The sequence below is a fragment of the Roseibium sp. AS2 genome, from assembly GCF_038900065.1.
Taxonomy (GTDB): domain Bacteria; phylum Pseudomonadota; class Alphaproteobacteria; order Rhizobiales; family Stappiaceae; genus Roseibium.
Genome location: NZ_JBBMQN010000009.1, coordinates 24,482 through 36,994 on the forward strand (window position 1 = coordinate 24,482; position 12,513 = coordinate 36,994).

At 61.3% G+C, this 12,513-nt stretch carries 11 protein-coding genes; 6 read left to right on the forward strand and 5 right to left on the reverse strand.

All coding sequences use genetic code 11. The features are described 5' to 3' along the window. Positions 1 to 44: 44 nt before the first annotated feature. Both WNZ15_RS22605 and WNZ15_RS22610 read left to right on the forward strand, forming a co-directional pair. Positions 45 to 956: a 3-keto-5-aminohexanoate cleavage protein gene (locus WNZ15_RS22605; RefSeq protein ID WP_342895296.1), complete on the forward strand. Its 912-nt coding sequence runs from the start codon at positions 45 to 47 to the stop codon at positions 954 to 956. Beyond that, positions 953 to 2,380, forward strand: a complete 1,428-nt coding sequence (locus tag WNZ15_RS22610; RefSeq protein ID WP_342895297.1) for a carnitine 3-dehydrogenase — start codon at positions 953 to 955, stop codon at positions 2,378 to 2,380. The genes WNZ15_RS22605 and WNZ15_RS22610 overlap by 4 nt, the downstream gene beginning before the upstream one ends. 58 nt (positions 2,381 to 2,438) lie before the next feature. Here the strand turns inward: WNZ15_RS22610 and WNZ15_RS22615 are convergent, their stop codons facing one another. The 3 genes from WNZ15_RS22615 to WNZ15_RS22625 form a co-directional block, all read right to left on the reverse strand. Continuing rightward, entirely contained in the window at positions 2,439 to 3,986 is a 1,548-nt protein-coding gene (locus WNZ15_RS22615) for an alpha/beta fold hydrolase (RefSeq protein WP_342895298.1), read from the reverse strand. 258 nt (positions 3,987 to 4,244) lie between these two features. Then, positions 4,245 to 4,538 (reverse strand): BA14K family protein, encoded by a 294-nt coding sequence (locus tag WNZ15_RS22620; RefSeq protein WP_342895299.1) that lies wholly within the window; start codon positions 4,536 to 4,538, stop codon positions 4,245 to 4,247. A 168-nt stretch (positions 4,539 to 4,706) separates the two neighbouring features. Beyond that, positions 4,707 to 5,408 (reverse strand): Crp/Fnr family transcriptional regulator, encoded by a 702-nt coding sequence (locus WNZ15_RS22625; protein WP_342895300.1) that lies wholly within the window; start codon positions 5,406 to 5,408, stop codon positions 4,707 to 4,709. Between the two features lie 126 nt (positions 5,409 to 5,534). Between WNZ15_RS22625 and WNZ15_RS22630 the strand changes: the two genes are divergently transcribed. Both WNZ15_RS22630 and WNZ15_RS22635 read left to right on the forward strand, forming a co-directional pair. Further along, a complete protein-coding gene (locus WNZ15_RS22630) occupies positions 5,535 to 6,047 on the forward strand; it encodes a FecR domain-containing protein (protein ID WP_342895301.1) in 513 nt (170 codons plus the stop codon). Positions 6,048 to 6,055: 8 nt separating this feature from the next. Beyond that, entirely contained in the window at positions 6,056 to 7,903 is a 1,848-nt protein-coding gene (locus tag WNZ15_RS22635) for an adenylate/guanylate cyclase domain-containing protein (RefSeq protein ID WP_342895302.1), read from the forward strand. A 51-nt stretch (positions 7,904 to 7,954) separates the two neighbouring features. On the opposite strand, the gene WNZ15_RS22640 is transcribed toward WNZ15_RS22635, so the two are convergent. Next, positions 7,955 to 8,515: a cytochrome b gene (locus WNZ15_RS22640; protein ID WP_342895303.1), complete on the reverse strand. Its 561-nt coding sequence runs from the start codon at positions 8,513 to 8,515 to the stop codon at positions 7,955 to 7,957. A 577-nt stretch (positions 8,516 to 9,092) separates the two neighbouring features. Beyond that, entirely contained in the window at positions 9,093 to 9,296 is a 204-nt protein-coding gene (locus WNZ15_RS22645) for a hypothetical protein (RefSeq protein WP_342895304.1), read from the reverse strand. Between the two features lie 239 nt (positions 9,297 to 9,535). Here WNZ15_RS22645 and WNZ15_RS22650 point away from each other — a divergent pair, with 239 nt between their 5' ends. Both WNZ15_RS22650 and WNZ15_RS22655 read left to right on the forward strand, forming a co-directional pair. Next, positions 9,536 to 11,137, forward strand: a complete 1,602-nt coding sequence (locus tag WNZ15_RS22650) for a tetratricopeptide repeat protein (protein ID WP_342895305.1) — start codon at positions 9,536 to 9,538, stop codon at positions 11,135 to 11,137. 27 nt (positions 11,138 to 11,164) lie between these two features. Continuing rightward, positions 11,165 to 12,499, forward strand: coding sequence for a phosphatase PAP2 family protein (locus tag WNZ15_RS22655; protein WP_342895306.1), 1,335 nt, complete (start codon positions 11,165 to 11,167; stop codon positions 12,497 to 12,499). The last annotated feature ends 14 nt before the right edge of the window (positions 12,500 to 12,513 follow it).

The following is a 12,513-nucleotide window of genomic DNA, read 5'->3' on the forward strand; positions in this document are numbered from 1 at the left end:
GCATTGTTCGTTCAACGGAACGCAAGATGCTCCAGGAGAAAAAGATGCCGCTACAAATGAACCGCGAGGTCTTCATCACCTGCGCCGTGACCGGGTCGGGCGCGACCCAGGACAGGTCTCCGCACGTCCCGCGCAGCCCGAAGCAGATCGCCGACAGTGCGATCGATGCCGCGAAAGCGGGCGCCGCGATCGTCCATTGTCATGTCCGTGATCCGGAAACCGGCGCGCCGTCGCGGCGGCTGGATCTCTACCGGGAGGTAACCGACAGGATCCGCGCCGCGGATGTGGATGTGATCCTGAACCTCACCGCCGGCATGGGCGGCGACATCGTCTTCGGGTCGACTGACAAACCTCTCCCGGTCAATGAGCAAGCCACCGACATGATCGGTGCGGCCGAACGCATGGCCCATATCCGCGAATGCCGCCCGGAAATCTGCACGCTCGATTGCGGCACCATGAATTTCGCAGAGGCGGACTATGTCATGACCAACACGCCGGGCATGCTGCGGGCCATGGGTGCGATGATGAGCGACCTCGGCGTGAAGCCCGAGATAGAAGCCTTCGACACAGGCCATCTCTGGTTCGCAAAACAACTGGTCGAGGAAGGCACCCTCGCTGCCCCGGCCCTGGTCCAGCTCTGCATGGGGATACCCTGGGGCGCGCCCAGCGACCTCAACACCTTCCTGGCAATGGTCAACGCCATTCCGGAAGACTGGACCTGGTCCGCCTTCAGTCTTGGCCGGGACCAGATGCCCTATGCCACTGCCGCCGTGCTCGCCGGAGGCAATGTGCGCGTCGGTCTGGAAGACAATCTGTTCCTGGAGAAGGGCGTTCTGGCCACCAACGCCCAACTGGTCGAAAAGGCCGCTGGAATAATCGGTGGCATGGGGGCGAAGATCCTGGGTCCTGACGCCGTCCGGGCGAAACTCGGCCTGACCAGGAGGACACCGGCATGAAGGCGGCAATCATCGGCGGCGGCGTGATCGGTGGTGGCTGGGCCGCCCGCTTTCTCCTGAACGGCTGGGATGTTGCCGTGTACGACCCCGACCCGGAAGCATCCCGCAAGATCAACGAGGTTCTCGCCAACGCGCGGCGCAGCCTGCCGGCGCTCTATGACCGCTGCCTGCCAGAAGAAGGAACCCTCACCTTCACGGAGGATCTCGGCGAGGCGGCCGCCGAAGCGCACTGGATCCAGGAAAGCGTGCCCGAAAGGCTGGACCTGAAGCACAATGTGCTGGGCAGCCTGAGCGAACTGGCCCCGGAAACGGCCGTCATCGGGTCGTCGACATCGGGTTTCAAACCCTCCGAACTCAGTGAAAAAGGCGCGCGTGCCATCGTCGCCCATCCCTTCAATCCGGTCTATCTGTTGCCGCTGGTAGAACTGGTCGGTGACGGCGTGGAAACGGACCGTGCCGCCGGTATCCTGCGCTCTATCGGCATGTACCCGCTGATCGTGCGCAAGGAGATCGACGCCCACATCGCCGATCGGCTGCTGGAGGCCGTCTGGCGGGAGAGCCTCTGGCTGGTCCGGGACGGTATCGCCACCACGGAGGAAATCGACGAGGCCATCCGCATGGGCTTCGGCTTGCGTTGGGCGCAGATGGGCCTCTTCGAGACCTACCGTATCGCCGGTGGCGAAGCCGGCATGAAACATTTCATGGCCCAGTTCGGCCCGGCGCTGCAATGGTCCTGGACGAAGCTGACGGATGTACCGGACTTCACCGGGGAGCTCGTCGATCTGATCGCCGGCCAGTCCGATGCCCAGTCGGGACACCTCTCCATCCGGGATCTCGAACGGCTCCGGGACGACAATCTGGTCGGCATGATGCGCGCGCTCAAGAAGAACGGCAGCGGCGCGGGCGATATTGTGTCCCGGCATGAGCAGGCCTTGCCCCATCGCGAAGCCGAAGATCTGCCGGTGACAGGCGACCGCCGGATCCCGCAAAGCTGGACCGACTACAACGGTCACATGAACGAGGCCCACTATCTGGAGGCCGGAGCCGCCGCCACCGACAGGTTCATGGAGATGATCGGAGCGGACGCGGACTATATCGCCTCGGGCAAGAGCTACTTCACCGTCGAGAACCATCTGCGCTATCTCGACGAGCTCAAGGCCGGCGAGCGCCTGACGATCACCACCCAGGTGCTTGAAGGCGAAGGCAAGAAGATGAAACTGTTTCATGTCCTGGCAAACGGCGACGGCGCTCCTGCGGCAACCATGGAGACCCTGTTGCTCCATGTCGATCTGACCACCCGCGCGAGTTGCCCGCCGGCCCCGGCGGTCGCGGAAAAACTCGCGGCATACGCCTTGGCTCACAGGCATCTGCCGCCTCCTGATGGTGCCGGCAGGTTCGTCGGTCAGAAAAGATCGCCGGGATAGGGGGGCGCTGCCGCCATTGTTTCTTCCGGATGCCGGGCCTATCCGGATGCGATGACGGTCAGATCCCGTGTTTCTTCAAGAAACCGCGGATCTTCCTTGTGCAGACGTCCAGGGCGGGCTCCCGGTCGACCAGAATGTGGTTCCGGCTGTCCAGGGGAACGAATTCCGCATTCGGGATCCCGGCCGCCAGGGCCTGCCCGAGTTCCAGCGGAATACGCTGATCTTCCCTGGAATGAAACACGATGGTTGGCACGTCGACATGCGCCAGGCGGTCACGTACGTCGATATGTCCGAACGCCTCCTGAAAGCGGGCGGCGTTGGCCGGCGAGGTCGACCGTCGCTGGAATTCATCGAACCAGTCCAGATCCGCAGGCGCCGCATCCGGCATGAAGGTCTGCGAGAAAATATGACGATAGGCCGGGTTGTCGGTTCCCCAGCCAAGTTCCGTCAGTTTGATGACGGCATCCCTTCGCGCCTGTTCCTCCGGCGTCGCCAGCAGCCGCCACCCGGCCGCATATCCGCTGATCAGGATGAGACCGCTGACCCGGTCCGGATGCCGGGCTGCGTATTCGATCGATACCGCGCAGCCCTGTGAAATTCCGATCAGCGGAAAGCGCTGCAGACCCAGCGTGTCGGCAACCGCCTCCAGATCCTCAACGAAAGCCTCGAAGCTGAGATCCTGAACCTCCCAGTCCGACAGCCCGCAGCCCCGTTCATCATAGCGGATGAAGGACCTGTTCCCGGCAATGTCCGCGAAACACTGCCCCCAGATCGGGCTGGCCCAGTCGAATTCGAGATGCGTCAGCCAATTCGCCGCCTTCAGAATGGGCGGTCCGGTACCAATCGTTGCATGGGCGATCCTTGTGCCATCCGGGACATCGCAAAAACCTATCTTCTGCGCCCGGACCGCATGCGCCCGGGCGCGCGCCAGCCGTTCCAGAACTCCGTTTTTTCCCGCTTTTCCCGGCAGATAAGACGACATCTCTGAGGATTGGGCGATGGGACGCGAGACGGTGCGCTGTTCGAGCGCATCCGCCGTATAGGGATCGATCGATCTGAGCAGCGCAAGCCATTTACCGGCAGCCAGCGGCGCCGTGTCCGGATGGGCGAGTATCCGCTTCAGAAGCTCGACGCGGCCGCTGTCCACATCCGCCCGCTCCGCGGCGAGCCAGGCGTTGAACGCTTCGTCTCCGGCATCGTCCAGCCCGTCCAGGAAACTGTCGTCCAACTGGCGGACCATGTGCTCCAGCGTCCCCAGAGGAATGTCCCGTTCCGGGTCCAGAAGTGCAGAACGTATGTCCTGAATGTCGATGCGGACGCCGCCCGGATCGAAGAACACCCGCTCACGGTCCGCGACGATGTGGCTCTCCTCGGGAGACCCGATAGCCCGCCTGAGCTTGCTGAGTGCCCACCTGAGCGAAGCCTTCGGATCATCGGGCAGATCCCAGAACAGTTCGCACAGACGCTCACGCCGGTGCGGCCGTCCGGTCGCAACCAGAAAAGCGAGCAATGCGCGCGCCTTCCTCGAGGCCGGCAGCACAGCTTCGCTGCCGGCGACAAGCACACGCATCTGCCCCAGAAGGGATATTGTCAGGTCGGCATCCATGGGCGGGTTCAGGCCTGTTCGAGACCACTGATATCATTGTCTTTTACTACCCCCCGGGCAACAATGAAATCAACCATGGGTGCCTGCGGCAAACCCGGTTGCCGCTCTCCCGCTTCTACCGAATGAGGCGCGGCCTCCCGGCGGGCATATCGGCGAAGCCCCCTTTCTGCGCCCGGGCGGGCTCCAACGCCGTCTTCCGGGGGAAAACCGCCGTTTGGGGCCAGCCTCTTCGAGATGTATTCATCTGCCGCCCACCGCCTACCGGGCGATATAGGGAGACCAGCACTGTTGACGCGGGCCGCTGTATGGCTGGTAGGTGTTGTCGAAGGTATTGTAGGTCTTGAACCGGGTGTGGCACCAGTCGGCATGCTGGCGCCAGACGCGGTCTCGAATATGGGCAAACGGACGATTGGCAGTCGTCCTGGCGTATCCGGAATTGTTCTTGTAGGAATTGCCGTATCCGCCTGCGGATACGGCGGTCGTACCCGTCATGGCGGCGGTCGCGGCCATGACAGCCAGTGTGGCGGTTCTCAGAACAGTCTTGCGGAGCATGTCCGGTTTCCTTCTCGGTTGTTGGTCGGCGACGTTTCGTCCGCCGATGACCGATACCCTAGGAAGGAACCCGGGGCCGCACCTGTGACGCGCGGCACCCTTCAGACAGCATGCTGACAAGACCAGCGGACTGCGGCAACAATCTGACGCGCGGAAAACAGGACCGCTCTACTCTCCGTGTGCCAGTGCCTCCAGCCGCGACCGGTCCTTGAGGATCAGCCATCCGCCCTGAAGATCGATCACGTCCGCCTTCTGCCATTTCTTCAGACAGCGATTCACGTTTTCCCGGGAATTTCCAATCATGCCGGCGAGTTCGGATTGGGACTGCGACAGCTTGGACAAGGGTTTGTCGGCGGTTGCTGGCGCGGCGGTCGACAGCCGCAGCAGCAGCTTGGCAAGGCGGGCCGGAAGATCGAGAAATGCGATCTCGATCATGCGTTCGTCCGAACGGCGCACCCGCTGGCACAGCAGTTCGATCAGCTTGATCGAGAATTCGGGATTGTGCTGCAGGATGTCGAGAAGCGCCCGGCGTTCAAGAACCACAAGCGTGCAATTTGTCAGCGCCGTCACGCTGGCGGAGCGTTCCTGGCCGTCCAGCAGGGCGATCTCTCCGAAGACATCGCCGACCGTCAGGTCGTTCAGCGTCACTTCCCGGTCGCTGGGCGTGAACATGGATACGCGAACCGAGCCTTCCGCGATCGCCATCATGCTCTGGCCGGGCAATCCCATGGTGAATATGATGTCCCCGGCGGCAAAGCGTTTTATGTAGGAAAAGTTGGCCAGCTCCTGTTGCGTCTTGCTGTCGAGCGCATCGAAGATGAAACTCTTGCTCAGCAATTTCTCTTTCTTGAAGTCGCCGTCGACGCTCATGATCTTCTCGTCCCGTGTTTTCGAGCAGCACAACGCTAGTGACAACGGTCACATCCTATCTACCCGTGAAACTGATGTATGAGGGAACTTGAGGGCGCTTGAAAAGCTCAAATTGGGAATCGGACGATGAAAAAACTTGTAGTTTTCACAATGTGCTCCCTGCTGACGGTCCTGGCCTCGCAATCTCTGGCGGCGCAGACCCTCAGCGATTGCGCCAGAACCGAACTCCAGGATCCGGCGCGGATAGTCTATCAGTGTGCCGGCGGGATCACTCTGGAAGCCGAGGCTGCGACAGCCCTGGGCATAACCGAGCGGACGGCTGACGAACGGCCCACAGACGCCGAGCTCTCTTCGGACGGACTTTACATCGAGGTCACGCCGGGCAGCGGCCCGTTCCAGATCCGGACACCGCATGCGATCGCGGCGGTTCGAGGGACCGTTTATGTGGTCGACGTCACCACGACCATGACAGCGGTTTTTGTCCGCCGCGGCGAGGTGAGCGTGTCCCATGCCGGCAGCTCCGAGGAAGTCGTCCTGACGCCCGGTCTTGGTGTGGACGTCGTCCCCGGCGAACCGCTGGTCACGCGGCGCTGGCCGGCTGAACGCGTAGAAAATCTTCTGCAGCGTTTCGGGAGATGAAACCCGTCTTGCCGGTCGCAATTGTCGTGCTTGCCCTGGGGATCGGGATGTTCTGGGCGGGGTCCCTCGCCGGTGCCCATCTCTCGGGGACCGCCAGCGTCATCGACCGCTTCGAAACCGTGTTGCTGGATCTCAGGATTTCCCTGACCGGACCGCGCCCGCCGCCCGGCGATGTCGTCATCGTGGCGATCGACGACGAGACACTCGACGCCGTCGGCCCCTATCCCCTGCCGAGGGACCGGCTGGCGGAGCTGGTCACCCGGATCGCTCAGGCCGGTGCCCGGGCGCTGGCCGTCGATATTCTTTTGTTCGGATCGTCCCGGGCCGAAGACGACAGGTCGCTGGGCCGGGCCATCGGCACCCTTCCGACGGTGATTGCCGGTGCCGCACAGATGCAGGAGGCCGCGAGCATTGTCCCCGTGGTCAGGACAATGCTGTCTCCAGCGCCTGCAATAGCCGACGTCGCCGCCGTCGGCCTGGCCAATATCGTCACCGATACCGGCGGCACTCCGAGGCATATTCCTATGCTGTTTCTGGCCGAAGGAGGCCTGCAGCCCTCCTTCGGGCTCCACGCGGCGGGGATGTTTCAGGGCGAACCAGCCACCATCACCGGCAGCGGCCTGCGGTTCGGAACACGCACCATCCCGCTGGACCTCGGCTGGCATCTCGCGCTCAATTACTACGGACCGAGCGGTACCATCGCGACCGTGAGCGCCGGGGACCTTCTCCTGCCTGACGCCGGCGCCGAGGTTCCCGCGGCCGCTGTTCTGGATGGCCGGATGGTCGTCCTGGGCGTGAGCGCGACGGCGGTCGGCGACAGGTTCTCCACCCCGTTTGATCCGGTGATGCCCGGCGTCGAGGTCCAGGCGACCGGGATCGCCAATCTCATGGACGGCACGCCCCTGGTTCGCGATACGCAGACCCGGATACTGGATGGCGTCGCCGCCTTCATCATCACGCTTCTCGGCATGCTTGCGGTCATCGCGCTGCCCCTGGCACCGGCCTCGGTGTTTTATCTGCTTCTGCTGACCGGGTGGCTGGCCGTCTGTACCGTCCTGTTCTCCAACGGAACCTGGCTGAACGGCGCCCTGCCCTTCGCGGCCAGCCTGCCGCCCGTCATTGGCCTCATCATCACCCGTCAGATCGCCGACCGTATCCAGTCGCGGCGCGATCACCGCGCGCAGGAAGCCCTCAGCCGGTTCCAGTCGCCCCGGCTGGCGCGGCGGATTGCCGAAGACCCTTCTTTCCTAGAAATTCCGCAAGAGCAGACGGCGGCCATCCTGTTTGTCGACCTGTCCGGCTATACCCGCCTCAGCGAAAGTCTGGGCGCCTCGAAGACCCGGGATTTTCTGAAGGAATTCCACACGATTGTCGTCAATGTGGTCAGCGCGCACGAAGGACTTGTGCTCGATTTCATGGGCGACGGTGCCATGCTCGGTTTCGGTGTTCCGGAAGCGGACCGGCAGGACCCCCTCAGAGCGCTGCGCTGCGCGTTTCAGCTAGAACGTGACATTTCGGCGTGGCTCCTGAATTCAGGCCGCGCAGCCGACATCAGCCAGGTCCGGGTCGGTGCCCACATTGGACAGGTGGTTCTGTCGCGTCTGGGCCACGACAGCCAGCAACAGATCGCTGCGACCGGCGATTGCGTCAACGTGGCAAGCCGGCTGCTGGAAGTCTCCAGGAACCACTTCGCCAGTGTGGTGGTGTCCGCGGATCTGATCACGGCAACCGAAACCGTCACAGGCACGCAAATGACCCCTCCGCGACTGGAAACAGTTGGCATCCGGGGCCGCCGGCAGGAGTTGCAGGTCGGCTTGTGGACGGCCGGAGAGACCGAAGCCGCAGCTCGGGTCTGACCGGTCCGATACCGACCTGGGCCGGCGGGCCCACGGAGATTTGCGCTACTTTCAAAGGATCCGGAACAGCGTCCTGTCCCTGCGGATCACGTGATGAAAGAGCACGGCGCCGATGTGAAGGCCGAACAGTGCCAACAGGATCCAAGCACTCCACTCATGGATCGCCGACAGGGTCCAGGCAATGTCCGGGCTCTTGCCCATCGGGCTCCAGACCTCGACAAGACCGAACCATTTCAGCGGAAAGCCGTGCGCGTTCGTCGCCAGAAAACCCGACACCGGCATGATGATCAGGAAGGCATAGAGCAGGCCGTGCACGCTGGAAGCGGCGAACCGCTCGATCGCCGGACCTTCGGCCTCCGGTGATCGGGCCACCAGCTTGTTGCCGACCCTGACCAGCATCAGCCAGAGCACCAGAAAGCCGAGACTCTCGTGCAGAAGGTAGAAGTTCATCACGACTTCTTTCTTGGCAAAGCCGATCATCAGGCCCATCGGCCAGGTCAGCAGCACCAGCAAGGCCACCGCCCAGTGCAGAATGCGTGTCGTGCCCGCATGATGTTCGCTCGGTCCGGTGGGCAGGGTCTCACGGGTCTCTGTCGTCAGTGTCTCGGTCACGGAAAGCTCCAGTCTTGTCGGCATGTGCTTGGATCGCTGTCGGTCGAAGGGGAGTTTCGCCCGATCATGGCAAATTAAGTGCGAAATTGACCGGAAATCGTCCGGCCGTCAAAGAATGGCGTCAGTACAGTGCGACGGTCGTCAATCCCTTGGAGCCGGTTCATACCGGCCCGGAAGACACCCGGCTCCCGGCGCGCGCGCCCTTGAAACGGATCCGGGGATCGGGTTTCCCGGCAGCAGGATCCCGGCCCTGCACGCGATATCAACCATAATGTTCTCCCATCCGGCGCCTGCGTCCCGGTCCGGGCGCGTTGCCTCTCTGGCGGAGCACCCTCATGTCCTCCGCTTCCGGGAGGTTATGACATCCCCGGTGCAAGCGCCTGTGACGGACGGCACTCGGGAAACTGGTAATCGATGGGATGAAAAGCCCGGCAAGTCACAGGCCAGACGGACTGTCAGGCGCTGACTTGCTCGGGGTATGCAAAACGGAACCAAAATCACAAGAAAATCAGAAAATATATATATTACAAATACTTAATTCTCAACACAGATCAGTTTTCTCACATTGAATGTGACATTACTCAATCCGGAACAAGGTCTTCTCACCCAACACGACAAGCCATTCGATCATGTTGCGAAGATTGGGGTCGGCGATTTCCTCGTTCTTTATCGCGCTCTGCAAACGCTCCCGTATGAGGGGCCAGTGCGCATTCAAATCGACGAGATTTCTGATTTGAACCGGGGTGCCATCTAGCACGATCCAATTGCGATCATCCTGCATTTCCAAACTCCTTCCAACTCCTTGAAACTCTACAAGTGTTCGCGTACCGGACGGCGTTAAAAAAACGTGAATCGGGAACTCGCCTCTAGATTTAAATAGATCCTCAGGTTTTACTAAAAAGCGAAGGGGGCAGCATCTTGAGTAAGCAAAAAGTATTCATACGGATGTATGGAGCATTTACCTGCTCATACCCGCAACCGGATGATGTTCTTCCACTCACTGGAAAGACAGCCGCTCTGGTGGCGCTGCTGGCCAGTGCTCCCAACGGGCGGCGCACACGTGCCTGGTTGCAGGACATGCTGTGGCCCAGATCCGGAGAGCAGCACGGCAGGGCCAGCCTCCGGCAATCCCTTGCGAAACTGAAGCGCATCCTGGGCAGTGTCTTTTCCGAAGTTGTGGAGTCCAACAATCAGGATGTCTGGATGAATCTGGACGCTCTGGAGTTTCTCGGTTCACCGCTGGATGGCGCCTTGCTGGAAGGGCTCGATCTGGCTGGCGCCGACGGATTTGAATCTTGGCTGACCGAACAACGCCAGCGCCTTGTTGCGGGACTGGAAGACGACGACAACACCGGCCTCCGCGCAGCGGTGCCTGCCCGGCCGAGCGGCGGTCAATCGGGCAAAACTGAATTCAGGCCGTTGAAGCTGCGTCCGGCGATCGCGATCCTGCCTTTTGCGCATTGCACGGCCGACACCGTCGAGGCGACCTTCGGTGACATGATCGCGGGTGACCTGTCGCGCCAGATAGCACGCGCTCATGGCATCGACGTCATTTCTCATCTTTCCTGCCGGATGCCCGGATTTGTTGACGCGGATCTGAAACGCCTGCGTGAGACTTATTGCGTCGATTATCTGGTCACCGGCTTCCTGCGCTCTTCCGGAAACACCCTCACCCTGGATCTTGAATTCACAGACAGCGGCTCGGGCGTAATCGTCAACGCGCAGCGCTTTGAAAGAACCAGACTGGACTGGCTTCATGGCGGCGCCGATGTTCTGCAGGACATTGCGTCTTATGTCGTCGATTCCCTGTTCAAGGGAGCCATCAGGAGCGTTGCCACGCGCTCCTTCGAGGATCTCGATGCCCACATGTTCCTGATGTCGGCAATTTCCCTGATGCACAGGCAGGATCTTGCGAGCGTTTTGAGATCCCACCAATATCTTGAAAGCATTATCGACCGTTTCGGCCCCTGTTCGCTTCCCTATGCCTGGCTGGCGCAATGGTACGTCCTCTTCCTCGCCCAGGGTTGGAGCACGGACATCGCCGAGGACAAGAATGCCGCTCGGTTGATGGTTCAGCGCGCCTTGGAAGCAAATCCGGATTGCAGTTTTTCCCGGATCATGGATGGCGTGGTCTCCTACCAGCTCGAACGCGATTACGCGCGCGCGCGCCTGACGTTCGATGATGTCCTGGCAGTGGACGAAAACAACGCCCTGGCCTGGTTCTGGAAGGGGACGGCCTTCGCGTTTGAGGGGGCCGGCCGCGAAGCGGTCGCCTTCACCGACCGGGGACGGCTTCTGACCCCCCTCGATCCTGGCGGGTACTTGTACTCGAACCTTTCAGGGACGGCGCATTTGTCCAACCGAAGTTTTCAGAAAGCGTTGGAACTTGCCGACTATTCGCTGAAACTCAATCGGCATCACGCATCGGCCCTGCGAACAAAAATCGTTGCTCTTCATGGGCTACGGCGCCTCGATGAAGCTCGCAAAGCCGCTGCGGAACTCCTGAAATTGTATCCAGGTTCAACCATCGAGAACTATTTGTCTGCACACCCGGCGGGAGAGTTGGAGTTGGGCAGAGAATGGGCGCATGCGCTCGAAAACAGCGGCATTCCAAAACGATAGCTGAGTAGTCAAATCAGGAGCGAAAAAATGAGTTTTGCAGGCGGTACGAGCGGCACTTCCGGTACAAGTGGAACTTCCGGTACAAGTGGAACGTCAGGCACAAGCGGGACGTCGGGAACGAGCGGCACCTCGGGCACGGTGGCAGCCGCTGGCGGACGCCAATTCTCTGGCTATATGGCACAGAGTGTCGTCAATGCCCGCGACGCTATCGTCGGACCGCGCTCGAAGTGGGCCACGAATGACTGCGTCAGGCATCTTGGCGCCGATGATCCGAATGACACGCTTTGGTGGCCCGACTGGGCACGGTCGACCGTCGTCCACTGCGAATTGATGAGCGGCCTGCGCATCACCGTGGACAGACCCGCAGGCCAATCGGTGCCTGACACTGAATGCATATCGTTGAAGAACGAAAAACAACCGCCGGAGGACAAAGAACTCAAGGTCGTCCTGCCATCGGAACCCGTTGCCGTGAATATCTCGCATCGTGATGAATCCCGCTACGCTTCAGGAGCGGGCGGCGTTCAGACCCTGGCAACGATCAAGAGGCCGAGTGAAGCGTTCTTCACCGGCCAGACAGAGCTCGTCTGGTCTTATGCGGATCTGCGTGAGGACCGCTTGCCGGAAATCGTCAACCAGACCGGCTATCCGGATCACTATCTTGGCGTGATCCTGTCCCTGCACCCGGACCGGACGCGCTACACGCTGGAACTGATGGGCATCGCCCAGCGCTTTGCAACCGCCGTGGTTCAGAACGTGAAGATGGCGCTGGCCTGCAAGCGTCCGGATCTTTATTCGGCCGAGATCCAGCCAGCAATCCCCATGCCGGGTCACGGTGCGCTGCCCTCCGGCCATGCCACAGAGGCCACTGCCATGGCCATGGTTCTGGCCAAGGTCTCGAACAATCAGACAGGCAAGAAAAAAGACGCGCCAGAAAACCGGTATGAACGCATGCTGATGCTGCAGGCGGAACGGGTTGCCGTGAACCGCACCGTTGCCGGCCTGCATTTTCCGGTCGACAGCATCTCAGGCGCGGCTCTTGGCCTGTGCCTTGGCGAGTATTTCGAGGCCCGGGCGATCGCCGATCAGGAGTGTGATGATCCGGTCTCAAGGAAGATCAAGCCTTTTGTCTTCGACACCGACTTTGGCAAGAAAGAAGGGGAAGCTGATGGCGATGGCGAGGCCAAAATCAGGGCCGAACTCGCACGCGGCAAGACAACGGACTTTTTCATACGGAAATATTTCTGCAACGGGGAAAGGCTTGACGGCCTCCTCGTCCGCTTCGGCCCCAGCGACGTCACGGTTCGCCACAGCATTCCGCAGCTGGCGCATCTCTGGGATTTGGCACGCCAGGAGTGGCGCTAAGACAGCTGGAGGTG

Coding starts and splice junctions, on each gene's coding strand:
- WNZ15_RS22605 (WP_342895296.1), top strand. CDS start 45: ATGCCGCTACAAATGAACCGCGAGGTCTTCATCACCTGCGCCGTGACC.
- WNZ15_RS22610 (WP_342895297.1), top strand. CDS start 953: ATGAAGGCGGCAATCATCGGCGGCGGCGTGATCGGTGGTGGCTGGGCC.
- WNZ15_RS22615 (WP_342895298.1), bottom strand. CDS start 3,986: ATGGATGCCGACCTGACAATATCCCTTCTGGGGCAGATGCGTGTGCTT.
- WNZ15_RS22620 (WP_342895299.1), bottom strand. CDS start 4,538: ATGCTCCGCAAGACTGTTCTGAGAACCGCCACACTGGCTGTCATGGCC.
- WNZ15_RS22625 (WP_342895300.1), bottom strand. CDS start 5,408: ATGAGCGTCGACGGCGACTTCAAGAAAGAGAAATTGCTGAGCAAGAGT.
- WNZ15_RS22630 (WP_342895301.1), top strand. CDS start 5,535: ATGAAAAAACTTGTAGTTTTCACAATGTGCTCCCTGCTGACGGTCCTG.
- WNZ15_RS22645 (WP_342895304.1), bottom strand. CDS start 9,296: ATGCAGGATGATCGCAATTGGATCGTGCTAGATGGCACCCCGGTTCAA.
- WNZ15_RS22655 (WP_342895306.1), top strand. CDS start 11,165: ATGAGTTTTGCAGGCGGTACGAGCGGCACTTCCGGTACAAGTGGAACT.